Origin of the sequence: Streptomyces roseoviridis, assembly GCF_039535235.1 — a bacterium.
GTDB lineage: Bacteria > Actinomycetota > Actinomycetes > Streptomycetales > Streptomycetaceae > Streptomyces > Streptomyces roseoviridis.
In genome coordinates this window covers 6,839,842-6,863,025 of record NZ_BAAAWU010000001.1, presented here as the reverse complement: position 1 = coordinate 6,863,025, position 23,184 = coordinate 6,839,842, and the positions used below count along the sequence as shown (strand labels likewise).

Here is a 23,184-nt window from a genome sequence, read left to right as displayed (position 1 = left end):
GACATGACGGGAACGGGACGGGTCGTGGTCGGCCTGGACGGTACGGAGCAGGCGGACGCCGCGGCCGAGTGGGCGGCGGACGAGGCGGTGCTGCGCGGCACCGGGGTGCGTCTGGTGCACGTGCTGGAGCCGTCGCCGGACGTGCTCGTGCCGTTCGTGTCGCGGGAGCCGGTCGCCTCGTGGGGCGAGGAACTCCTCGCGAGCACGGCGGCCCGCCTGCGCGCGAGCCGTCCGGGCCTCTCGGTCACCACCCAGCTGCTGCCGTCGGATCCGGTCACGAGCCTGGTCCTGGCCACGGAGGAGGACGGCGGGCTGCTGGTCCTCGGCTCGCGGGCCCTGGGCGGAGTGGCGGGCTATCTCCTCGGCTCGGTCGGCATGACGGTCGCGGGCCGGATCGAACGGCCCGTCGTCCTGGTACGGGCTCCCGGCTCGTCGCCCGGCCCGCGGGACCGCCCCGGCCAGTCGCGGGACGGCGGGTCACGGGACGGCGGGCCGCAGGACCGCGCCGGGACCCGCACCGGGGGCTCGGCGGTGGGCGGGACCGGCCCGGTCGTCGTCGGGGTCGACCTGCGGGACCCCGTGGACGGCGTCGTGGCGTTCGCCTTCGCGGAGGCGGCCGCGCGCGGTGGCGAGCTCCGGCTCGTCCACGCACGGCGGCCGTCGCTCCACGACCGGCTGGTGCCCCCGGGGGCGCCGGACGCCCGGCACGCGGCCGCCCCGGAGGTCCGGCGCTCGCTCGACGTCCTGCTCGAACCGTGGCGGGAGCGGTTCCCGGGCGTGGCGGCCACCGGGCGCGTGGTGGCCGGTTCGGCGGGCCAGGAGCTCGCCCGGGCCGCCGAGGACGCCGCGCTCCTGGTGGTGGGACGGCGCACCCGCCGTTCCGCGTTGGGCGCGCACCTCGGCAGCGTGGCCCATGCGGTGCTGCACCACGTCAGGGCGCCGGTCGCCGTGGTGCCGCACGACTGAGGACCGGGCCGGTCGCCGTCATGCCGCACGACCGAAGTCCGCTCGGGCGGTGGCGCCGGGTCCGGATCGGATGCCGTACCGGGCGGGACGTGATGTGCTGGCAGAGGGCGGGTTGCCGCCACGGGGCGGCACGAGGCTCCGCCCGCCTGGAGAGCACGAGGGAGACCGTCATGGCGATCTTCGTCCACGCCGTCGTCCCCGGCATCACCACGGACCAGTACGACGCCCTGAACGCCAGACTCCAGCAGATGCCCGGCATCTTCGACGGCTGTGTGTCCCACGCGTGCGTGCCGACCGACGACGGCCTGGAGATCTTCGACGTCTGGGAGAGCGAACAGCACATGAACGCGTTCGCCGAGAAGATGATGCCGATCGCCGCCGAGGAGGGCTGGCCGGCCTCGCCGGACACCCCACGGGTGATGCGGGTGCACAACCACTGGGTCCCCGGCGCCGCCGGCTGATCCGTCGCTCCCCTGCCCGTACGCGAGGCGGGTGCGCCGCACGGCTCCTCCCCCGCCCCGGGGCTTCCGGGGCGGGACACTGGCCGTGTTGCGCGTGACACTGATGACAGCGGGGTCCCGAGGCGATGTCGCGCCGTTCACCGGGCTCGGTTCCGGGCGGACCGGCTCACCGCCCCGGGCGTCTCGCGCGGCCCCGTACCCCTGCGCGGCCGGCCGGTCCGGAGTCCCTGGCCGGCGCGCTCGCCGTCGCCGTCCGCGTCCCCGCGTACCGCCGGCGCGCGACCGTCCTCGTCGGGCGCCTGCGGCAGGAGGACGGCGTCGCGCCGGTACGGGACGCACTCGAACGGATGGAACGGCTCGCGGCGGGTGGGCCCGGGGGCGGGTGAGGGGCCGGGAGCGGGTGGAGGGCCCGGTCCGCGAGGCCGGGCGGAGCGGCGCCGGCCGTGAGCGTCAGCGGCCCAGTGCGCCGTCCAGCCACTGCAGCACCTCGGGGGTCACCGGGTCGGTGAGGTCGGCGAACTCGTCGTGCTTCTTGAGGAACGCGGCGACGTAGGGGCAGACGGGCACGACGCGCTTCCCGGAGGCCCGGACGTCGGTCAGCGCCTCCCGGACGAGGACCGAGGCGAGGCCCTGCCCGGCGTAGGCGTCGTCGACCTCGGTGTGGAAGAACACACGCTGCTCCCCGCGGTCCCGGTACGCGGTGAGCCCGGCGCGCTCCCCGGCGACGAGGATCTCGTAGCGGTGCCGGTCGTCGACGCGGCGCACGACGGGGAGGGTGGTCTGCTCGGTCATGGCGTGCTGCCTTTCGATCGTGCTGCGCTCGTCGCGATCCGTCGACGTGGGGCGGGACCGGAGGCTGCGCGGAGCGGGGTCGGGCGCGGTCGTCCGGTACGAGGTCCGCCCAGGTCGGCGCCATGCTACCCAGCCCGTGCCGCACCACGGGCGGAACCGGTCCGGGCCGTGCGGTCCCCCGCACGGAGACGGGCCGGCCGCTGCGCGTGGACGGACCGGCCACGGCGCGGCGAGAGGCCCGCCCGGCGCCCGGGGGAGGGGTCCGCGGACCGCCCCGGGCGGGGGCGCCGCGATGCCCGTGGGGCCGGTGAGGCGCGAGGGTGCGGAGTTCGCGGTTCCGAGGGGCTGGTGGAGAGGGTGGCCGGGCGTGTCATGCTCGTCCTATGACCGACCGCGAGCTGCCGTCCGTCCCCCAGACACGTGGGGGCGGCTTCGACACGGAGACGGGTGCCTCCGCCTTCTCCTCCACCCGGTACCTGCCGCGGCGCGACCGGGTGGAGAAAAGCGTCCCGGCCCTGCCCGCCGTGTCGATGCCCGCGGTTCAGGAGGTGCTGGACGCGCTGCCGGGTTCGGCCACCTTCCTCCTGCCCGTGTACGGGGCGCGCGGAGAGGTGACGGACTTCCGGATCACGGCGGCGTCGCCCGACGCGGTCGACGTCGGTGCCCGCAAGGGGCGGGAGCTGGTGGGCCTCAGCGTCCGCGAGACGTATCCCTCCGTGGTCGGCAGCGAGCTGTGGCAGGGGTATCTGACCGCGCTGGACACGGGGCTGCGCTACGAGAGCGAGCCCTTCGACTACGAGGAGGTCGTCGCGGGCGTCTCGCGCCGGTCGCGCCTCGCCGTGCGGGCCGCGTCCTGCCACGCGGGACTGATCGTCTCCTGGGTCAGCATGGACGACGCCGAGCGGGACCAGCGAAGACTCCGGGCCATGCAGCGCCTGGCGCGGATGGGGTGGGCGGACTGGGACCTGGTGCGGAACGCCGTCACCTGGTCCGACGAGGTGTACGCCGTCTTCGACCGGGATCCGGCCCTCGGCCCGATGGCCCTGGAGGAGCTGCCCGGCCACGTCGTCGCCGAGGACCTGCCGGCGCTGGGCGAGAGCGTGCGGCTGCTGCTGGGCGACGGGGCGCCGATCGACCACACCTTCCGCGTCACCGGTTCCCAGGGGCAGGTGCGGCACGTCCGGATCGTGGCCGAGGCCGACGTGGACCTGCACGGCACCCCGGTCGAGGTGCACGGCTTCTTCCAGGACCTCACGGCTCTCAAGCAGGCCCAGGAGCAGCTGCTGGAGCACGAGCGGGCCGCGGTGGCGCACCGCAGCCTGCTGGAGGCGGAGCGCGACCTCGCCGCCCGTCTCCAGCACGCGCTGCTGCCGCTTCCCCAGCAGTCCCTGAGCCTGGCCGGTCTCACCGTCGACGTCGCCTACCAGCCGCTGCAGGAGGGGCTCAACGTCGGTGGGGACTGGTACAGCGCCATCGAACTCTCCGACGGCAGCGCGCTGCTGGTGGTCGGTGACGTCGCGGGGCACGGCCTCGACGCGGTGGCCACGATGGCGCAGCTGCGCTTCACCGCGAAGGGCATGGCGATCACCGGCACGCCGCTCCCGCAGATCCTCGCCCGTCTCAACACGCTTCTGCTGCACGGTTCCGAGCGGAACTTCAGCACCGCCACCATGGTCATGGCCCGTTACGAACCGGACTCGTCGCGGTTCACCTGGGTCCAGGCCGGTCATCTCCCGCCGCTGCTCGTCCGTGATGGAGAGGCCCGCTTCCTCACCGCTCCGCACGGCGTCCTCCTGGGCGCCGTCCCCACGCCGCGGTACGACTCGGCCTCGGTCCAGCTGCTGCCCGGCGACCAGCTGCTGCTGTACACGGACGGCCTGGTCGAAGAGCCCGGCGAGGACATCACCGACGGTCTCGCCCGCCTGTCCCGCACCGCGGAGGCGTGCTCCGGCGACGCCCGGGTCCTGGACGGCATCCTGGGGACCCTCGTCTCGCCGGACGTCCGCCGCGACGACATCTGCGTGCTGCACGTCGGGCTGACGCCGGCCTGAGGGTCCGTCGCCGCGGACACCGGGGCGACCACCTGAGCGACCACCGCGAGACCACTGAGCGGCCACCCGAACGACCGTCCGCGTGCCACCCGAGCGACGCCCGGGCAACGACCCGGGCGTCGTCCGTGGTCGCGGCGTCCTCGCGGGCCCGGACCATCGCGGCGTCCGCCCCCTCCTGACGGGCCTCGGCCGGCCGCCGCGCTCACCCGGCCGCCGGCGGCGCGTCCTGGTAGGGGTTGCGGGGCTCGGGGACGGTCTCGACGACGCCGGCCTCCAGGGTCGGGACGGGGTCGTCCGCGGTGCTCTCCCCGGGCCGCCAGACCCCCGTGACCTCGACCCAGGTGTCGTCGGCGGGTGCCTTCACGCCCCGCACCTGGACGCGCAGCGTCCGCGCGTCGCCCGCACAGCATCCGACCTTCAGGCGGTTGAGGAACCAGGTGTCCGGTGACGTGCCCGCGGTGACGAATCCGAGGAGGCGGACCTTGCGACCCCGCAGGCTCATCGAGTCGTAGAGGGAACGCCCGATGAACTCTTCCAACGCCATCGGAGTGGTCGGCGCGTCCGCCAGTTCCTCGTAGGCGGTCCGCTCGACGCGGGCCGCCGCCCCTTCCCGTTGGGCGGTGTACGAGCCGAGCGCGGGCGGGGCGACGAACAGCAGGGTGAGGGCCGGTACGGCGAGGAGCCAGGCCACCCGGGTGGCACCGCCGTGCCCGTGCCCGTGTCCGTCCCCCGGCCCGTGACCGTCACCGTCGCCGTGTCCGTGGTGCGCTCCGGCGTGGTCGTCGCCCGGATGGTGCCAGTACGCGTGTCCGGAGGCGTCTCGCCGCAGCACCGGCCGGCGCATCCGGCGCGTCACCTCGGCGGCGAGCCCCGTGAGGCCGAGGAGGACCAGCAGGACCCCGGAGGCGACGAGGTAGGGCCACAGCCCTTCCTTCACGTACCGGAGGTGGACATCGCTGCGCACGGTGGCGCGCAACAGGCTCGCGCCGGTCAGCACCAGCAGGAGCGGCAGGCCGAGTTCGCCGAGCGGGCGGCGGCGCCGCGGGCGCGTGGGGGGCTTGGCGGTCACAGCAGTACGCCTCCGACGACGACGCAGCACAGGACGGCCACGACGAACGTGGCGGCGCTGAAACGCACCGCGAACGCCCGCCCGAAGGCCCCCGACTGCAGGGCGATCAGCTTCATGTCGACCATCGGCCCGACCACCATGAAGGCGAGGCGGGCCGTGGGCGAGAAACCGGTGAAGGAGGCCGCGACGAACGCGTCGGCCTCCGAGCACACGGACAGGAGCACCGCGAGCAGCGCCGCCACGAGGACGCCGAGCCACGGCGAGTCCGCGAAGACGTCGAGGACGGACGGCGGTACGAGGACGTTGAAGGTCGCCGCGGCCATGGCGCCGACCACCAGGAACCCGCCCGCGTGCAGGAAGTCGTGCTGCAGTCCGTGCCGGAAGGCGGCGAACCGGCTCGCTCCCGGAGCGTGCCCGGCACGGCCCGTGGGCAGCCGCAGCCACTCCTCGCGTCCCCATCGGATCCACAGCCAGCCCATGACGACCGAGGTGACGAGGGAGGCCGCGAACCGCGCGGCCACCATCTCCGGGCTGCCGGGGAACGCGATGGCCGTGGACACCAGCACCACCGGGTTGACGGCGGGTGCGGCGAGCAGGAACGTGAGCGCCGCCGCGGGGGCCACGCCCCGCCGCATCAGACTTCCCGCGACCGGTACGGAGGCGCATTCGCAGCCCGGGAGCACCACGCCGGCCGCACCGGCCACGGGGACCGCGAGCACGGGGTTGCGGGGCAGGACCCTGGAGAAGGCCCGTGCGGGCACGAAGGCGCCGATGGCCGCCGAGACGACGGTGCCGAGGAGGAGGAAGGGCACGCCCTGGACCACGATGGCGACGAGCAGCGTCCGCCACGCGCCGAGCGCCGCGAGCCCGGACAGCCGCTCGATCCACGGCACGGCCGGCACCGCGACCACCGCGGCCCCGACGGCCACGGACCCGAGGACGCCCGCGCCGGCCCGGCGCCCGGGGCCCTGACGGGTCCGCCCGTCGGGCGGGCCCGTCAGGGGTGGTGCCGGATCCGGCGGTGCGGTCGCCGTCCTCGTCGCGCCCTCGTCCACGCCGTGCCCCCTCGCTCCTGGTCCGCCCGGTACGGCGGAACGCCGAAAGGCCCGTCCCGGAGGTCACCCGGCACGAGCGGGGCACACAGTAGCTGACGATATTCATGTTCATCTAGAGTCGCGGAGGGGCCGGACCGGCAGGCCGGACGGTGGGAGCGGGGCGCCAAGGCATAGGGTGATCGCATGCCTAGAACCTCTCCTTCCGTCGCCATGGACGCCCTTCTTTCCGGCAACCGGCGTTTCGTGTCGGGCACGCCGGAGCACCCCAACCAGGACGCTGCCCGTCGTACGGAGCTGGCTCCGGGGCAGGCGCCGTTCGCCGTGATCGTCGGCTGCTCCGACTCGCGTCTGGCGGCCGAGATCATCTTCGACCAGGGACTCGGGGACCTGTTCGTGGTCCGCACCGCCGGGCACGTCGTCGGGCCGGAAGTCCTCGGCAGTGTCGAGTACGCGACCAGCGTCCTCGGCGCCCGCCTGGTCGTCGTCCTCGGCCACGACTCCTGCGGCGCGGTCGCCGCGGCCCGCGCGGCCGTCGAGGACGGCTCCGCCGCGAGCGGCTTCGTCCGCGACATCGTCGAACGCGTCACCCCCAGCATCCTGGCCGCCCGCACCGCCGGCCTGACCGCCGACACCGACATCATCGACGAGCACATCCGCCACACCGTCGACCACCTCCTCGACCGCTCCCGCCTCCTGTCCGGCCAGGTCGACGCAGGCGAGGTCGCCGTCGTCGGACTCGGCTACGCCCTCGCCGAAGGCAACGCCCGCGTCGTCACCACCCGCGGCGACGTCCCGGAGGGAGTCCCGGCACCGTGACACTCCGCTTCGACTGCTCCGACCCGTCCGCCCGTGCGGAGGGTCTGAAGGAGGCGGCCGCCGCCGTACGGCAGGGCCGGCTCGTGGTCGTGCCGACCGACACCGTCTACGGGGTCGGTGCGGACGCCTTCGACCCGGCGGCGGTGGCCGGGCTTCTCGCGGCGAAGGGCCGGGGCCGGCAGAAGCCGTCTCCGGTATTGGTGGACGCTCCCGAAGCCCTGGACGGCCTGACCGAGGAACTCCCCGACGCCGCCCGGGCGTTGATCGACGCCTTCTGGCCGGGCGGGCTGACCCTGGTGGTCAGGCACCGGGCCTCGCTGGCCTGGGACCTGGGTGAGACCGCCGGCACGGTCGCGATCCGCATGCCCGACCACCCGCTCACGCTCGACCTGCTCGCCGCGACGGGACCGCTGGCCGTCTCCAGCGCCAACCTGACCGACCGTCCCTCGCCGCAGGACTGCGACGCGGCCGAGGCCATGCTGGGCGAGTCGGTCGCCGTCTACCTCGACGGCGGTCCCGCGGCCGGCCCGGTCTCGTCCTCGATCGTGGACCTCAGCGGCGAGGTGCCGGTCCTCGTCCGTGACGGCGTGCTGTCGGCGGAGCGGCTGCGGACGGTCGTCCCCGAGCTGGTCGTGCGGTGACGGAGGCGGCGAGGGGAGCCCGAAGGCCGCCCCTCGCCGCCTCCGCACGGCCGCCGTCTTCGACGAGGAAGGGGTTTCTTCCCCGCTCCGGGCCCTACCATGGCCCGGCCGGTGGTGCTTGCTCGGCGGCTCTTCGGGTACCGCGCTTGAATAAGGGTGGTACCGATATGAGCAGGCCATTACGGAAAGCGATGTGTTCGTGACTCGGCTCAGTGGCTCGGGGGACGACGACCCGGCGAGGGAGACGGGCGTCGAGACCCTGGCCCTCGCGCGGGAGATCGCCGATGCCGTGGACGGTCTCACGAACCTCTGGACCACAGCCGCCCACGGGGCGAACCTGCGCTTGTCGCCGCATCAGCTGCGGGCGCTCCGGCTCCTCGAGTCGGAGCCGGGGCTCAATCTGACCGCTCTGGCCGAAGGCATGGAGATAGGGCTGCCGACCGCCAGCCGGCTGTGCGACCGTCTGGAGGCGGCCGGTCTGCTGGAGCGGGTGCTGCACCCGCACAAGCGGCGGGAGGTGCAGCTGAACCTCACCGGGCAGGGCCGGCAGGTCCTCGGTGAGGTGGCGGCCCGCCGCTCGCAGGCTCTGAGCACCGTGCTGGCCGCCATGGGGCCGACGGAGCGGGAGGCGCTGCTCACCGGGATGCGGGGCCTGCTCGCGGCCCAGGACCCGCGGGCGGCGGGCTCGAAGGCCCCGGAGCGCTGAGAGCGGGGCCCGGCGCTCGCGGGCTCCCGCCCGGACCGGTCCGCTCAGCCCTCCGCGTCGTGCTCGCCGCCCGTCATGACGTGGCACAGCAGCAGACAGACGTCGTCGTCGTGCTCGGAGTCGTACAGGAGGGGCTTGAGCAGGGCGTCGGCGGCGGCGTCCGGATCCTGCTCCAGTTCGGGCGTGCCGAGGGTGCCCGCGGCCTGGACCAGTCGCTCGATGCCGGGGTCGATGCCCTGGGCCCGCCGTTCCACGAGACCGTCGGTGTACAGCACGAGCGTCGAGCCGGGGGTCAGCTCGTCGACGTGATCGGTGTACGTGCAGGGCACGGGGATGCCCAGCATCACCCCCGGTTTGGCGTCCAGGGTCCGTACGGTGCCGTCGGCGCCGCGGACGACGGCGGGGGGATGACCGGCCGACGCCCACACCACCCGTTCTTCGCCCGGCCGGAAACGGGCGACGATCGCGGTGGCGTACAGCTCGGGTTCCAGATGCCGCAGCATCCGGTGCAGTTTGGTGAGGATGTCGGCGGGGCTGTGGTCCTCGACCGCGTAGGCCCGCAGCGCCGTGCGGAGTTGGCCCATGACGACGGCGGCGTGCAGCCCGTGGCCGGTGACGTCCCCTATGACGGCGAGCAGGCTCCCGTCGGGCTGACGGAAGGCGTCGTACCAGTCGCCGCCGATGTTCATGCCCTGGCTGGCGGGGAGGTAGCGGGCCGCCAGGCGCATGCCCGGTGTGGCGGGCAGGTCGGTGAGCTGGGCGCGCTGGAGGGTCTCGGCGGTGTCGCGGTACTGCTCGTAGCGGCGGGCGTTCTCCAGCGCGACGCCGACGCGGCGGGCGAGTTCGATCAGCATGACCGAGGTGTCGGCGTCGAAGCCGGCGGCGCCGGGGGCGGTGAGCGTGAGCACGCCCACGAGGCGGCGCGCCCGGAGCGGGATGGCCAGGACGGGCCGGGTCGGGGACAGCGCGGAGGGCGGCAGGTCGCCGATGCCGGGCAGGCCGCGCGGCCGGTCGGAGGCGTACTGGGGGCGGCCGGTGCGGGCGGCGACCACCGCGGCCGCGGTGTGTTCGCGTACGGCCCCGGCCTGCCCGCCGTCGCTCTCCTCCTCGAAGAGCCACACGTCGAGGTGGGTCGCGTACTCGGGCACCAGCAGGTCGGCGAGCCGGCGCAGGATGGCGTCATGGCTGAGGGAGGCCGTGATGGCGGCGCTGGCGTCCCCGAGGAAGGTCAGCAGGCTCCGGGCCCGCTCGGCCTCGGCGCGCGCGTTCTGCTCGGCCTGCAGCAGCTCCCTCTGCGCCAGGGCGGCGGCCTCCAGGTCGGCGTGCAGCGCCAGGACTCCCTGGTTGGTCTGGTGCAGTTCCTCGCGGTGCAGCTCGACCAGCTTCTCCTGCTCCTGAAGGAGTCCGAGGACGGCCGCGGTGTTCTCGTCGGCCCGCAGGAGGGCTTCGGGCAGCGCGGTCCCGGCGCGGCGGCCGGTGTGCGCGGGCGGCCGGGTCAGGAGGCAGGCGAGCGGGGTGTCGTCCGGCCGCGGGGCGGACGGGTCGAGCGGCCGCAGCGAGACGTCGAGCCGGCCGCCGGGCTCCGTCGCGGCGGGACGGAACTCCAGGAGGAGTTCCCACGCGGCGCCGTGGGCGAGACAGCGGCGCAGCCGCTCCGTCAGCGAGGCGAGCAGCCGGGCCCGTTCGAGGGCCGGGGCTGCTCCGGTGGTGGCGGCATGGTCGACGGCGGCACGGGCCCGGGCCGCGTCGGCGATCGACGCGATCTTCCACACGCCGAGTGTGTCGGTCATGGACGTCCGTCCAGGAGGTCGGGGGCGAGTACGGCCACGCTGGTGTCGTCGCGCAGGGGGCGCGCGGCGCTGCCGGCGTCCCGCAGGATGACCGCGGCCACCACGGCCGGGTCACGAGCGAGGAGCTGGGGCTCCTGCGGCGGCACCCATCGGCTGGGCAGGCCGTCGCTGTGCAGGACGAGCAGGCTGTCCGAGCGCCAGTCCGCCCGGTGCACGGGCACGGTGGCGGGGAAGTGGGCTCCGACGATGCCCGGGTGGGATATGAGGTGCCTCCATCCGTCGCCGGTGCGCAGGCGGGCGCCGATGTTGCCGACGCCGGCGAACGACAGTCGTCGCGTGGTCTCGTCGAGCTGCGCGACGGCGACGGCCGCGCCGCGGGTGGGCCGGAGCGCCGTGTGCAGGTGGCGCAGGATGTCCGCGGGCGGCAGATCCGCCTTCTTCGCCAGTTCCTCGACGGCGGTGGTGGAGGCTTCGGCCGCCTTCGGACCGTGGCCGAGTCCGTCGGCGAGCATGAGGGTGAGCCGTGGTCCCGAGCGGACCCAGCTGAAGGCGTCGCCGGACTGTTCGGCATGGCCGAGGGAGGCGTTGATTCCGCCGGCGCGGGCGCCGGTGGCCTGGGCCGGCCGCGGCTGCGGGCCGGACGCCTGCCGGGTGCGGCCGACGCGCGCGACGGCGACCGTGCCCCGGCCCGGCCGGCTGTGCAGGTCGAACTCCCTGGATATGCGCACGCACGTGCCGAGCCCGGCGCCGAGCGAGGAGAGGGCGGTGGTGTAGCCGTCCGCCAGCGCCACCGCGACGTCGGGGATGCCCGGCCCGTGGTCGAGGGAGGTGATCTGTACGCAGGGGTCGGCGTGCGCCGGGCCGCCGGAGGGGCCGGTCAGGTTGATGACGACGCGGCCGCCGTTGGCGTGCTTGACGAGGTTGGTGGCGAGTTCGGTGGCCACGAGCGCCGCGACGGCCGCCGCGTGCGCGTCCAGTCCCAGGGCGGCGCAGGCGGCCTCCGCGGCGACGCGTACGTCCCTGACCCTGGTGCTCTCCTGCACGGGGACGTCCCAGACCCTGCTCACGGCGCTCCCGTCCGGGGCGAGGGGACGCCGCAGGTCCAGTCCGTGACGGTGACGGTGGTGCCCTCCCCGGGACGGGTGTCGAGCGTGAACTCCTGGACGAGCCGCTTGGCCCCGCTCAGGCCGAGGCCCAGGCCGCCGCCTGAGGTGTAGCCGTCGGTCATGGCCAGCTCGACGTCCCGGATGCCGGGGCCGGTGTCGACGAAGGACAGCCGCAGCCCGCGACGGCCGCCGTCGTCGAGCACCGTCATCTCCACGTGGCCGCCGCCTCCGTGCACGAGGGTGTTGCGGGCCAGTTCGCTGGCCGCGGTGACCAGCTTGGTCTGCTGGACCAGGCTGAAGCCGAGCCCCGAGGCGGCCTTGCGCACCTGCTGGCGCACCCACGCGAGATCCGCGTCCGAGCCGATCGGCAGGCGTGCCGTCGAGACGAGTGGGTCATGCATCACACACCCTCTTCCGGCTGAGCGGGTGAGGAGCCCGCCGGGGCGTCGCCCAGCAGCGCGAGCGCCCGGTCGACGTCCAGGGCCGTGGTCAGGCCGGGCAGGGTGAGTCCCAGCTCGACCAGGGTGATCGCGACGGCGGGCCGCATGCCGGCCAGCACGGTCCGGGTGGCCAGCAGGCGTGCGGTCGAGGCGATCTCGGCCAGGATCCGGCCGAGGAACGAGTCGACGATCTCGACTCCGGAGATGTCGATCACCAGGCCGCGCACCGGCGCCGGGCTGGTCGCGATGCTCTGGGCGAGGTCCTGCTGGAGCTGTTCGGCGACGCTGTCGTGCAGCTCGCCCTGCAAGGTGACCAGCAGGACGTCCCCGAGCACCAGGACCGGCACGGTCCCGGAGCGGGAGGAGGAGAAGCCGGTCACCGCGCGTTCGCTCCGGAGGCCGGGCGCGAGGAGACGACGATGCCCTGCTGGGTGAGGGCGTACGCCAGGGCGTCGGCGAGGCTGGCCCGCGTGAGGATCGACCCGAGGTCGATGCCGAGGTGGACGATGGTCTGCGCGATGGCCGGGCGGATGCCGGAGACGATGCACTCCGCGCCCATCAGCCGCGCCGCCGCGACGGTCTTCATCAGGTGCTGGGCCACGAGCGAGTCGACGGTCGCCACTCCGGTGATGTCGAGGATGGCGTACCGCGCCCGCTGGTCGATGATCGCTTCCAGCAGGTTCTCCATCACGACCTGGCTGCGGGCGCTGTCCAGGGTGCCGATCAGCGGCACGGCGACGACGCCCTCCCACAGCTTGATGACGGGGGTGGCCACTTCGAGCAGTTGCTCGCGCTGTCTGGCGATCAGTTCCTCGCCGGCGCTGACCGTCGTCTGCATGACCACCAGCCTGAGGGTGCCCATCAGGACGGTCAGCGCGAGCACGGCGTGGGAGTCGGAGGCGTCGTCGTGCTCGGCGCGCAGCAGCTCGGTCACCGGCTCGCGCAGGGCCGCCACCTCTTCGGCGATCTGGGCGGCGCTGAACCCGGCCTGGGACCTGGACACGGCCATCCGGCCGAGCTGGTCCCGGACGGCGGCGAACCCGGGCGCGGCGACGTCCTCCAGGCGTCCGGTGCTCGCCACGTCGGCCAGGGAGTCCACGACGGCCTTGCACGCCTCGACCGCTTCGTCCCGTGAGACGGTGAAGACCGTACGGAACAAGGCGGTGTCGGCCCACCGCTGGGCGATCTGCTCCCGGCGTCCCGCCAGGAACGCGGCCAGGGTCCGTGTCGCCTCGGGGTCCGTGTGGTACTCCGCCACCTGCATCGTCTCCCTGCTGTGAGCCTTGGCGGCCGGCCGGGCGGCGAGCCGTCAAGCGATTATTGCTACATGACAAACGTTAGCGTGAGGGCCACGAGGGGACCAACACGCGATCGACACAATCGGGACCCCTCGCCTCAGGCGGCGGCGCCGTCCGGCCTTCCCCGCCAGTCGAGGCAGACGATCAGGGCGTCGTCGTCCGGTGCGGGCCTGCCACGGTGCCCGGTCAGCTCCCTCAGGATCGCGCGCGGCACCTCGGCGGCGGGCAGCAGGCGGGTGGACTGGATGGCGCGGGCGAGGGCCTGGTCCCCGTACGTCTCGCCCTTGGGGGACGCCACGGCGTGCACGCCGTCGCTGACGAAGACGAGCCGGTCCCCCGGCTCGACCTGGAAGTCCTGGGGCACGTAGTCCGTCTCCTCGAACATCCCGAGCGGCAGCTGGGCCTCGAAGTCGACGCGCTCCACGACACCGTCGCGCAGGCGCAGCAGCTGGGGGGAGCCCGCGTCCACGACCTTGGCACGGCCGGTCGCGAGGTCGAAGTCGAACATGAGGACCGACAGGTAGCAGCGCCCGTGGTAGTGGGCGTAGACGGCCTGGTCGGCCAGGGCCGCCTGGTCGGCGATGGAGATGCCCGCGCGCCGCGCGTTGCGCAGGGCGTTGATGGCCAGGTTCGTCAGCAACGCCGCCTCTATCCCCTCCCCCATGCCGTTGGTGACGTACAGCATCAGACGGTCGGCGGTGGCCGACCAGTCGAAGTTGTCGCCGAAGATCGCGTACGCCGGCTCCAGCTGGGCCCCCAGCTCGTACTCGGGCCGCGAACACGAACGGCCGGGCAGCAGCTGCCACTGCATCTCGGCGGCCAGGGTCAGCCGGTCCTTGCGGCGGGCCTGGAGATAGAGGTCGGTGTCCCGCTCCGCCACCACCACCTCGCGCCCGAGGAGCCCGGCGATCTCGGCCAGTTCGGACTGGTCCTGCCGCGCGGTGTCGCACCCGGGCAGCGTCACGGAGAGCACGCCGAGGCGGTCACCGCGGACCGACACCGGCAGGTGGAGGCGTGCCCGTCCGTCGCGCAGTTCCTCGCAGTGGGGCTCCTGGGAACCGAAGGCCCGGCCGGCCGGGCTGTTGTGCGCCGGGACCGGCTCCAGGGTGTGCGGGAGCACGGAGACCGGCTGAAGCACCGTCAGGCCGTAGTCGGCCATGAGCAGCTCGACGTCCTCCGCGCCGTACTGCTCGATCAGTACGGCACGGATGGCGTCGAGCAACGCATCGGGAGCCGCTGTGCGCAGCGCGCGCTCAGCGGCGATGAGTCTGTCCATGAGGGAAATACCACCATTCTTCCGCGGTCGACCGGTGTGACGGGTTCGCGAACCCGGGCCCGCGAAGCTGCCGCAGCGGTCGACCAAGTCATCTGTATCCGGCGCCAACACCTAGTACGCTGACAGGCACCCCAGTGCCTGCGAGAGTGTGACCGTGACTGCCTTCCGCCGCCGCCCCGAGCCCGATGAGGTCGCGCGTGTGACCACGACGGCCGTCGAGCTGCTGGAGGTCGTCTGGGGCCGGGCGTCGACCGCTCCGACCTCCGCGTCCCAGCTGCGCGTGCTGCACATCCTGGAGCACCACGACGGCATCAACCTGCGCACGCTCGCGGAGACGCTGGCTTCCACCCCGCCGTCGACGAGCCGGCTGTGCGACCGCCTCCAAGCCGCCGGATTCGTCGAGCGGGTGATGGGCGCGGAGGACCGGCGGGAGGTGCGCCTGCACCTGAGCGGCCGAGGCCGTGTCTTCCTCGCCGAGCTGCGGGCCCGCAGGGAACAGGAGTTGCAGAAGGTGCTGGCCGGCATGCCCGCCGCCAAGCGCGTCGCGCTGCTGGAGGGACTGGAGGCGTTCTGCTCCACGGCGGCGACGCAGATACACGGCACTGCCGTGGATTCCGGCAGCCGGACGGCCTGATCCACCGGGGGGCACCGGTGCCGCCGTCGTCCCCTGGCGCCGGCCATCCGTACACGGAGCGGTCTCCGCCCACCGGAGCATTCGTGGTCCTTCCCCGCTCACATCCGACATGGCTACCTTGTTGCCTTCCAGCTATTGTTGTCAAACGACAACAGTCTGCGGGCGTCGCCCCTTGCCTGAGAGGCGCGTACCCCGAAAGGCTCGCTATGTTGGCTGGTTGTGCGGGATGTCTCGTTCGGGCCCCCGCGCGCCAGGTGGCGCACGGGGCCGCTCGCCGCGGCACAGGCCGGGACCCCGGATGACCGGCGTGCGCATCTCGTCGCGCGTTCTCCGCGTCTCCGCGGCCGCGCGTCCGAGCGAGGCGGTCGCGGGGTGCCCACGCCACCCGCACCGCACGCTGTCCGGTGAGCGCCCCGACACCCGCTCGTACCGGCCGCCGGTGATCCCGCTCATATTTGTCGGATGACAAGATATCGGGGCAGTGTGGGGTTGTCTGCGCTGCGGGGCGGCGGTCCGCCGCTCGGCTCGAACCGACCAAGTCTGCAGGAAGCAGGAGCTATGCCCGTTCATGAAGAGAACCTGGACATCGACGTCAAGGTGTGGGACGCCGAAACGGCGATCCTGACCGTGGGTGGCGAAATGGATGTCGACACCGCCACGTTCCTGCACCACCACGTCGCCAATCAGTTCCTGCACGGGCGCCGGCATCTCGTGCTGGATCTCTCGGCGCTGAGCTTCATGGACTCCTCGGGTCTCAACGTCGTGATCAAGGCGGTCCGGGAGGCGCGCGAGCGGGGTGGGGACGTGCACCTGGTGGCTCCGACGCCCACCGTCCGCCGGCTTCTCGAGATCACGGGGCTCCATGTGACGACCCCCCTCCACGCGGACGTCGAGGAAGCGCTCGCCGCCGTGGGGCAGCAGGATTCCGGCGCCGAGGGCGCAGCTCCGTCGGCGGGGCAGGCGGCGAGCGGGGGTGCGGAGGAGTAGGCGGTCGCCGACCCCGGAGGACAGAAGTGCGGCCCCGCCCCGGAGAGGGGCGGGGCCGCCTCCTCATCCGGGCGGGCGGCCGTCCTGGTTCACGAGACCTTGATGCCGATGAGGCAGGTGTCGTCGTCGGTGTCCGACTTGCTGTGCAGCAGCAGTCGGTCGAGCCGGCGTTCCAGCGAGGGGGCCGAGTCCTGTGCCGCCGCGAGCAGTTGGGCCAGGGACTCCTGGACCGCCGTGTCCCTGCGCTCCACGAGGCCGTCGGTGTACATCAGGAGCGTGTCGCCCAGTTCGAGCTGCACCTCCCCCTCCTCGTACTCCGCCTCGGGGAGCGCGCCCAGGAGCAGTCCGCCCAGCAGCGGAAGGGTGCCGGCCTCCGGCCCGCGGACCAGGACCGGGGGCAGGTGGCCCGCCCTGGCCCAGCGCAGGACGCGGGTGTCGGGGTCGTACACGCCGCACACGGCGGTGGCGGTGACCTGTTCGCTGAGGTGGTGCGCCACGATGTTGAGCCAGGACAGCAGCTGGCCGGGGCCGGCGCCCGTGACGGCGAGACCGCGCATGGCGTTGCGCAGGACGACCATGCCGGTCGCCGCCTCTATGCCGTGGCCGGCGACGTCGCCGACGCACAGCAGGACGCGCTTGGACGGCAGGACGACGGTGTCGTACCAGTCGCCGCCGACGAGGGACTCCGCCTCGGCGGGACGGTAGCGCACGGCGACATCGAGGCCGGGGGCGTCGAGCGGGGCGCGGGTCGGGGGCATGATGGCGTGCTGGAGTTGCAGCGCCAGCCGGTTGCGCTCGGCCGACTCCTGCTCGGTCTGGGCGAGTTGGTCCCGGGTGGCCGCGAGGGCGACCTCGGTCCAGTGCTGCGAGGAGATGTCCTGGTACGCGCCGCGCACGGCGAGGAGCCGGTCGTCGGCGTCGAGGACCGGCTCGGCGATGACCCGGATGTGGCGGGTGACCCCGTCGGGCCGCTGGAGGCGGAAGGCCGTCGAGGTCGCGCGGCGATGGTGCAGCACCGCCTGGAGGAAGCGGCCGATGGCCACGGCGTCGTCGGCGTGCGCGTGTTCGGCCAGGTCCTGGAGGGACACCGGGTTGTCGGTGATCGCTCGTCCGTAGAGGGAGAAGAGCTGCCCGTTCCAGGTGATGTCCCCGGTGACGAGGTTCTCCTCGAAGCCGCCGATGCGTCCGAGGCGCTGGGCGTGCTGGAGGAGGCTGGCCAGCCGGGCCGTCTCGTCCTCGATGCGCCAGATGAGCAGGACGCTGTCGGCGTGCCGGCTGATGCTGAGGTCGGCGACGGTGGTCAGCGGCACCTGGTCCACCAGGGCGGTGAGCGTCATGCGCTGGGCGCGGAAGGGCTCGCCGGTGGCGTAGACGCGTTCGATCTTCTCGAACAGTTCGCTGTCCCCGGCGGCCGTCGGGTACGCCTCCAGCAGCAGGGCGCCGTGGACGGCGCTTCGGGGGCGCCCGGCCGGGTCGAGGAACCGGCTGTTGGCGTGGCGGATGAGGAAGTCCGTCAGCTGGCCTTCGCGGTCCAGGTGCGGCGTGAGGACCAGGGCGGGGTCGTAGAGGCCGTCCGAGAGGTCGACGAGTTCCGATACGTCGGGCGACTCCCGGCGGGCGGTGGGCTGTTCGTCGGAGAGCGGAAGGTTCTCCAGGGTGTGCGCGCTGAGTTCGGCGAGGGCTTCGATCTGCCGGATGACGGCCGGGGGGTGCGGTGTGAGCGCCTCGGGCCAGCAGATCTCCAGGACTCCGTGGATACGGCCTCCGGTTCCGGCGGGCAGGGCGATGCGGCCGCCGCCCAGGGTCTGGGCACGGCCGATGGTGGGCAGGCCCGTCGCGGACAGGGCCTCGATCCGCACCGTGCGCCGCTCGTCGAGGGCCTGTCGGGCCACGGTCGCGACGCCCGGCGGGACGTACCGCCACCGGTTCGCCTCGTCCGCGCTGAACCCGGCGTGGCCGCAGAGGGTGAGGGAGGCTTCCAGCCCCGCCGCCCATACGGCCACGGCAGTCGCTCCCAGCGGGGCGAGGGCGTGCTCCAGGAGCGACTCGGCCACGGCCTGGGTGTCGCTCGCGGCGAGGGCGGCGCCCTCGGCGGTGCGCAGCCGGACGGCTACGGAGGGTCCCGGGTCGTGCGGTTGTCCGTTCGCATGCCGGACGAAGTCCTCCGCGACCGCGGCGACCTGGTCGCGAGCGGCCTGGTTGACGATGTCGGCGGCCAGTTCGAGCGGGGACACACCGGCCTGACGCGCCAGTTCGGTCAGCTGCCGCGCGGCGTGCGCCGGCCCGCAGCCGAGTCGCTCGATCATCACGCCCTTGGCGAGCTCGATCAGGGCCCGGCCCTCGGCGGCGGCGTGCGCCGCACGGACCTCCGCGCGCAGGCGTTCCACCGTGGCCGCCAGACGGCCGACCGTGGACGCCTGCCTCCCCCCGGACGACGTCGCCACGCCGACGGCCCGGGTTTCGGCCCCGGCTCCGGCTCCGGCTCCGGCTCCGGCTCCGGCTCCGGCTCCGGCTCCGGCTCCGGCGGCGTCGAACGAGTCCGCCGTACGGTCCGTTCCGTCCGCGGATCGCGCGCCGCCGGGGTCCGCTGCCACCCCGGTGGAGCTTTCCTCACCCGTGACGTTCTCCCAGCCGGTCACGCCATCACCTGCGCGTCCTGCTGCGGGTTGAGCCAGCGGCGGACACAGGCGATGAGGTCGTTGGCGTCGACGGGCTTGGTGACGTAGTCACTCGCGCCCGAGGCAAGGCTCTTCTCGCGGTCGCCCGGCATGGCCTTGGCGGTGACGGTGATGATCGGCAGGTCGGCGTGGTCGGGCATCTGCCGGATCTCGGCGGTGGCCGTGTAACCGTCCATCTCCGGCATCATCACGTCCATGAGGATGAGGTCGATGTCCGGGTGGCCGGCGAGTGCCTCGATGGCCTTGCGGCCGTTCTCCGCGTGGAGGACCTGGATGCCGTGCAGTTCCAGGATGCCGGTGAGCGCGTAGAGGTTGCGGGCGTCGTCGTCGACGACGAGGACGGTCCTGCCGTGCAAGGAGTCATCCACGGCCGGGGAGGTCTGTGGACGCGCCTCCTCGATGCGGACCAGGGGCACGACGTCACCCGGCTGTTCGGCGGAGAGGTACAGGGCGATCCGTTCGCGCAGCTCGTCCAGGCTGGACAGCAGTTCCAGCGGACGCTGACGGGCCCGGTCCTGCAGGACCGACTCGAACGCCGCGTCGAGGCGTCGGTTGTTGTGGGCGAGGACGGGGACGCTGCGCAGCGCGGCATCGCCGTACATCGCGTCGAGGAAGTGCATGGCCTCGCCGTCGGCGCTGTCGAGTTCGAGCACCACGCAGTGAACGGGTGCGGTCGCCAGGGCCCCGGCGGCTTCCTGGGGTCCGACGACGGCCACGAGTTCGATGGGGTCGCGGTCGTGGCCGCCGGTCAGCTCGGCGACGGCGCTTTCGGCGACGAGGGAGAGCAGGCCGCGCGGCCGCTCCTCGATCACGAGCAGTCGGCGGGGCTTGCGCGGTTCGATCTCCGCACGGACGGGCCGGCGGCTGTCGGACGACGCGTCCGCCTCGGGGGCGTCCGCCGTGCCGGTGTCCTCGGGCGCGGCCGAGTCGGTCTCGCGGGGGAACCCGGGGCGGGTGCAGGGCAGGTAGAGGGTGAAGGTGCTGCCCTGGCCGGGGGTGCTCTCCGCGGTCAGCGCGCCGCCGAGCAGGTGCGCGATCTCCCGGCTGATGGACAGCCCGAGACCCGTACCGCCGTACTTGCGGCTCGTGGTGCCGTCCGCCTGCTGGAAGGCGCCGAAGATGGCCTCCAGGTGCTGCTCGGCGATGCCGATGCCGGTGTCCTTGACGCGGAACGCCAGCACGGGGCCGTCGCGGTGGACCGGGGCGGGCAAGGTCGCTTCGGCGGCTCGCTCGATGCGCAGCTCCACGCTGCCCTCTTCGGTGAACTTGACCGCGTTGGAGATCAGGTTCCGCAGGACCTGCCGCAGCCGGGAGTCGTCGGTGACCAGGTCCACGGGGACGCCGGGGGCGGTGGTGATCGTGAAGTCCAGGCTCTTCTGGGTGGTCATGGGCCGGAAGGTGGCCTCGACGTAGTCCAGCAGCTGCCGCAGGGCGACGCGCTCGGGGTTGATGTCCATCTTGCCGGCCTCGACCTTGGACAGGTCGAGGATGTCGTTGATCAGCTGCAGCAGGTCGGAGCCGGCCGAGTGGATGATGCCGGCGTACTCGACCTGCTTGGCGGTGAGGTTGCGGGTCGGGTTCTGGGCGAGCAGCTGGGCGAGGATGAGCAGGCTGTTGAGCGGCGTGCGCAGCTCGTGGCTCATGTTGGCGAGGAACTCCGACTTGTACTTCGAGGCCAGCGAGAGCTGCTGGGCACGGTCCTCGAGTTCCTGCCGCGCCTGTTCGATCTCCAGGTTCTTGCCCTCGATGTCGCTGTTCTGGGCCGCGAGCAGCGCCGCCTTCTCCTCCAGCTCGGCGTTGGAGCGCTGCAGTTCCTGCTTCTGGACCTGGAGTTCCTCGGAGCGGGCCTGGAGTTCGAGGGCCAGCCGCTGGGACTCGTCGAGCAGTTCGTCGGTGCGGGCGTTGGCGACGATGGTGTTGACGTTGACGCCCACCGTTTCCATGAGCTGTTCGAGGAAGTCCCGGTGGACGGGCGTGAACGCGGTGAAGGAGCCCAGTTCGATGACGCCGAGGACCTGGTCGTCCACCACGATGGGCAGCACGATCAGGCTGCCGGGTGCGGTGCGGCCCAGACCGCAGGAGATGCCGATGTAGTCGGCGGGGACTCCGTCCACGGCGATGGTGCGCCGGCTGCGGGCGGCCTGGCCGACCAGGGACTCCCCCAGCTTGAAGCGGTCGTGGCCGGTGATGTCGGTGGGGCGGCCGTAGGAGCCGACGAGTCGCAGTTCGGTGCCGTCCGGGGTGTCCTCGGCCAGGTAGAAGGCTCCGTACTGGGCCGAGACCAGCGGCGTGAGTCTGTCCATCACGAGCTCGGCGACGACGGCCAGGTCACGGTGGCCCTGCATCAGGCCGGAGATCAGGGCGAGGCTGGACTTCAGCCAGTCCTGTTCCTGGTTGGCCCGCGTCGTCTCCCGCAGGGAGCCGACCATCGCGTTGATGTTGTCCTTCAGCTCGGCCACCTCACCGGAGGCGTCGACGGTGATCGAGCGGGTCAGGTCGCCCTCGGCGACCGCGCTCGCGACCTCGGCGATGGCGCGGACCTGACGGGTCAGGTTCCCGGCGAGCTCGTTGACGTTCTCGGTCAGCCGCTTCCACGTGCCGGAGACGCCTTCGACCTCGGCCTGGCCGCCGAGCCGGCCCTCGCTGCCGACCTCCCGGGCCACGCGGGTGACCTCGGCGGCGAACGAGGACAGCTGGTCGACCATGGTGTTGATGGTGGTCTTCAGCTCCAGGATCTCGCCCCGGGCGTCGACGTCGATCTTCTTCGAGAGGTCGCCGTTGGCGACGGCGGTGGTGACGAGGGCGATGTTGCGGACCTGCCCGGTCAGGTTGTTCGCCATGGAGTTGACGTTGTCGGTGAGGTCCTTCCAGGTGCCGGCCACGTTCGGCACCCGGGCCTGGCCGCCGAGCCGCCCCTCCGTGCCGACCTCGCGGGCCACCCGGGTCACCTCGTCCGCGAAGGCCGAGAGGGTGTCGACCATGGTGTTGATCACAGCGGCGAGTGCGGCGACCTCGCCCTTGGCCTCGACCGTGATCTTCCGGGACAGGTCGCCGCGCGCCACGGCCGTGGCGACCTGGGCGATGGAGCGCACCTGCCCGGTCAGGTTGGACGCCATCACGTTGACGTTGTCCGTGAGGTCCTTCCACGTACCGGACGCGCCCCGTACGGTGGCCTGGCCGCCGAGATTGCCCTCGGTGCCCACCTCGCGGGCCACCCGGGTCACCTCGTCGGCGAACGCGGACAGCTGGTCGACCATCGTGTTGATGGTCTCCTTCAGCTCCAGGATCTCGCCCCGGGCCGTCACCGTGATCTTCTGCGACAGGTCACCCTGCGCCACGGCCGTGGCGACCTGGGCGATGGAGCGGACCTGGGCGGTCAGGTTCCCGGCCATGAAGTTCACCGAGTCGGTCAGGTCACGCCAGGTGCCCGAGACGCCCTTCACGTCGGCCTGGCCCCCGAGGATCCCCTCGGTGCCCACCTCACGGGCCATACGGGTCACCTCGTCGGCGAACGACGAGAGCTGGTCGACCATCGTGTTGATGGTCTCCTTCAGCTCCAGGATCTCGCCCCGGGCCGTCACCGTGATCTTCTGCGACAGATCGCCCTGGGCCACCGCCGTGGTGACCTGGGCGATGTTGCGGACCTGGGCGGTCAGGTTGCCCGCCATGAAGTTCACCGAGTCGGTCAGGTCACGCCAGGTGCCCGAGACGCCCTTCACGTCGGCCTGGCCGCCGAGGTTGCCCTCGGTGCCCACCTCGCGGGCCACGCGCGTGACCTCGTCGGCGAACGCGGACAGCTGGTCGACCATCGTGTTGATGGTCTTCTTCAGCTCCAGGATCTCGCCGCGGGCGTCCACGTCGATCTTCTGCGACAGATCGCCCCTGGCCACCGCGGTGGCGACCTGGGCGATGTCGCGGACCTGCGTGGTGAGGTTGCCCGCCATGGCGTTCACCGAGTCGGTCAGATCGGCCCAGGTGCCGGAGACGCCGGGCACCTCGGCCTGTCCGCCCAGGGTGCCCTCCGTGCCGACCTCACGGGCGACGCGGGTCACCTCGGAGGTGAAGAGGGCGAGCTGGTCGACCATGCCGTTGAACACCGTGGCGATCTCGCCGAGCAGACCGTCCGCGTCGTCCGGCAGGCGGGTGCCGAAGTCACCGTCGCGCACCGCGGTCAGGCCGGCGAGCAGCTGCCGCAGCTCCGGCTCCCCCACCTTGCCCGCTCCCCGAGCGCGTGTCCGGGGAACGCGCGTGTTGTCGACCGTCGTCTCAGCCATGACCATTCCTCTTGAACGCGCCTAGGAGCCCCGCCGGTCAGCCGGACACCGCCACGGCCTGGACAGGCCGCCCCCCTCGTACGGTAATCGTTGCCGTACGACAAATACGGGCAGCCTACCCTCTCACGGGGACGAACCGTGAAC

The 23,184-nt window shown here is 73.0% G+C and carries 19 protein-coding genes; 8 read left to right on the top strand and 11 right to left on the bottom strand.

Annotated elements, in window-relative coordinates:
• Positions 1-3: 3 nt before the first annotated feature.
• Together ABD954_RS31040 and ABD954_RS31035 are read left to right on the top strand one after the other, a co-directional pair.
• Positions 4-966 carry a universal stress protein gene (locus tag ABD954_RS31040; protein ID WP_345491061.1) on the top strand — a complete coding sequence of 321 codons (963 nt, stop codon included), beginning with the start codon at positions 4-6 and terminating at the stop codon, positions 964-966.
• Positions 967-1,136: 170 nt separating this feature from the next.
• Positions 1,137-1,427: a hypothetical protein gene (locus tag ABD954_RS31035; RefSeq protein WP_345491060.1), complete on the top strand. Its 291-nt coding sequence runs from the start codon at positions 1,137-1,139 to the stop codon at positions 1,425-1,427.
• Positions 1,428-1,877: 450 nt separating this feature from the next.
• On the opposite strand, the gene ABD954_RS31030 is transcribed toward ABD954_RS31035, so the two are convergent.
• The gene (locus ABD954_RS31030; protein ID WP_345491059.1) at positions 1,878-2,219 is read right to left on the bottom strand and encodes a GNAT family N-acetyltransferase; all 342 of its coding nucleotides are present in this window, start codon (positions 2,217-2,219) and stop codon (positions 1,878-1,880) included.
• A gap of 383 nt (positions 2,220-2,602) precedes the next feature.
• Here ABD954_RS31030 and ABD954_RS31025 point away from each other — a divergent pair, with 383 nt between their 5' ends.
• Positions 2,603-4,270, top strand: a complete 1,668-nt coding sequence (locus ABD954_RS31025) for a PP2C family protein-serine/threonine phosphatase (RefSeq protein ID WP_345491058.1) — start codon at positions 2,603-2,605, stop codon at positions 4,268-4,270.
• A 202-nt stretch (positions 4,271-4,472) separates the two neighbouring features.
• Here the strand turns inward: ABD954_RS31025 and ABD954_RS31020 are convergent, their stop codons facing one another.
• Both ABD954_RS31020 and ABD954_RS31015 read right to left on the bottom strand, forming a co-directional pair.
• Positions 4,473-5,339, bottom strand: a complete 867-nt coding sequence (locus ABD954_RS31020) for a TIGR03943 family putative permease subunit (RefSeq protein ID WP_345491057.1) — start codon at positions 5,337-5,339, stop codon at positions 4,473-4,475.
• Entirely contained in the window at positions 5,336-6,394 is a 1,059-nt protein-coding gene (locus tag ABD954_RS31015) for a permease (protein WP_345491056.1), read from the bottom strand. The genes ABD954_RS31020 and ABD954_RS31015 overlap by 4 nt, the downstream gene beginning before the upstream one ends.
• A gap of 183 nt (positions 6,395-6,577) precedes the next feature.
• Here ABD954_RS31015 and ABD954_RS31010 point away from each other — a divergent pair, with 183 nt between their 5' ends.
• The 3 genes from ABD954_RS31010 (at position 6,578) to ABD954_RS31000 (ending at position 8,557) form a co-directional block, all read left to right on the top strand.
• Positions 6,578-7,210 carry a carbonic anhydrase gene (locus ABD954_RS31010; protein WP_345491055.1) on the top strand — a complete coding sequence of 211 codons (633 nt, stop codon included), beginning with the start codon at positions 6,578-6,580 and terminating at the stop codon, positions 7,208-7,210.
• On the top strand, positions 7,207-7,851 hold the full coding sequence (locus ABD954_RS31005; protein ID WP_345491054.1) for an L-threonylcarbamoyladenylate synthase: 645 nt from the start codon (positions 7,207-7,209) through the stop codon (positions 7,849-7,851). Before ABD954_RS31010 ends, ABD954_RS31005 begins: the two co-directional genes overlap by 4 nt.
• Before the next feature lie 199 nt (positions 7,852-8,050).
• Entirely contained in the window at positions 8,051-8,557 is a 507-nt protein-coding gene (locus ABD954_RS31000) for a MarR family winged helix-turn-helix transcriptional regulator (protein WP_345491053.1), read from the top strand.
• 44 nt (positions 8,558-8,601) lie between these two features.
• On the opposite strand, the gene ABD954_RS30995 is transcribed toward ABD954_RS31000, so the two are convergent.
• The 6 genes from ABD954_RS30995 to ABD954_RS30970 all read right to left on the bottom strand — a co-directional run bounded on the left by ABD954_RS30995 (position 8,602) and on the right by ABD954_RS30970 (position 14,467).
• The gene (locus tag ABD954_RS30995) at positions 8,602-10,347 is read right to left on the bottom strand and encodes a PP2C family protein-serine/threonine phosphatase (protein WP_345491052.1); all 1,746 of its coding nucleotides are present in this window, start codon (positions 10,345-10,347) and stop codon (positions 8,602-8,604) included.
• On the bottom strand, positions 10,344-11,414 hold the full coding sequence (locus ABD954_RS30990) for a SpoIIE family protein phosphatase (protein ID WP_345491051.1): 1,071 nt from the start codon (positions 11,412-11,414) through the stop codon (positions 10,344-10,346). The genes ABD954_RS30995 and ABD954_RS30990 overlap by 4 nt, the downstream gene beginning before the upstream one ends.
• The gene (locus tag ABD954_RS30985; RefSeq protein ID WP_345491050.1) at positions 11,411-11,854 is read right to left on the bottom strand and encodes an anti-sigma regulatory factor; all 444 of its coding nucleotides are present in this window, start codon (positions 11,852-11,854) and stop codon (positions 11,411-11,413) included. Before ABD954_RS30985 ends, ABD954_RS30990 begins: the two co-directional genes overlap by 4 nt.
• Positions 11,854-12,273 carry an STAS domain-containing protein gene (locus ABD954_RS30980; RefSeq protein ID WP_345491049.1) on the bottom strand — a complete coding sequence of 140 codons (420 nt, stop codon included), beginning with the start codon at positions 12,271-12,273 and terminating at the stop codon, positions 11,854-11,856. The genes ABD954_RS30985 and ABD954_RS30980 overlap by 1 nt, the downstream gene beginning before the upstream one ends.
• On the bottom strand, positions 12,270-13,157 hold the full coding sequence (locus tag ABD954_RS30975; protein WP_345491048.1) for an STAS domain-containing protein: 888 nt from the start codon (positions 13,155-13,157) through the stop codon (positions 12,270-12,272). The genes ABD954_RS30980 and ABD954_RS30975 overlap by 4 nt, the downstream gene beginning before the upstream one ends.
• A 131-nt stretch (positions 13,158-13,288) precedes the next feature.
• Positions 13,289-14,467 (bottom strand): PP2C family protein-serine/threonine phosphatase, encoded by a 1,179-nt coding sequence (locus ABD954_RS30970; protein WP_345491047.1) that lies wholly within the window; start codon positions 14,465-14,467, stop codon positions 13,289-13,291.
• Between the two features lie 199 nt (positions 14,468-14,666).
• Between ABD954_RS30970 and ABD954_RS30965 the strand changes: the two genes are divergently transcribed.
• Positions 14,667-15,101, top strand: coding sequence for a MarR family transcriptional regulator (locus ABD954_RS30965; protein ID WP_345492580.1), 435 nt, complete (start codon positions 14,667-14,669; stop codon positions 15,099-15,101).
• A gap of 558 nt (positions 15,102-15,659) precedes the next feature.
• Positions 15,660-16,088 (top strand): STAS domain-containing protein, encoded by a 429-nt coding sequence (locus ABD954_RS30960; RefSeq protein WP_345491046.1) that lies wholly within the window; start codon positions 15,660-15,662, stop codon positions 16,086-16,088.
• Between the two features lie 89 nt (positions 16,089-16,177).
• On the opposite strand, the gene ABD954_RS30955 is transcribed toward ABD954_RS30960, so the two are convergent.
• The gene (locus ABD954_RS30955) at positions 16,178-18,532 is read right to left on the bottom strand and encodes a SpoIIE family protein phosphatase (RefSeq protein ID WP_345492578.1); all 2,355 of its coding nucleotides are present in this window, start codon (positions 18,530-18,532) and stop codon (positions 16,178-16,180) included.
• A 191-nt stretch (positions 18,533-18,723) separates the two neighbouring features.
• Complete coding sequence (locus ABD954_RS30950) at positions 18,724-23,040, bottom strand: hybrid sensor histidine kinase/response regulator (RefSeq protein ID WP_345491045.1); 4,317 nt, start codon at positions 23,038-23,040, stop codon at positions 18,724-18,726.
• Positions 23,041-23,184 lie beyond the last annotated feature (144 nt).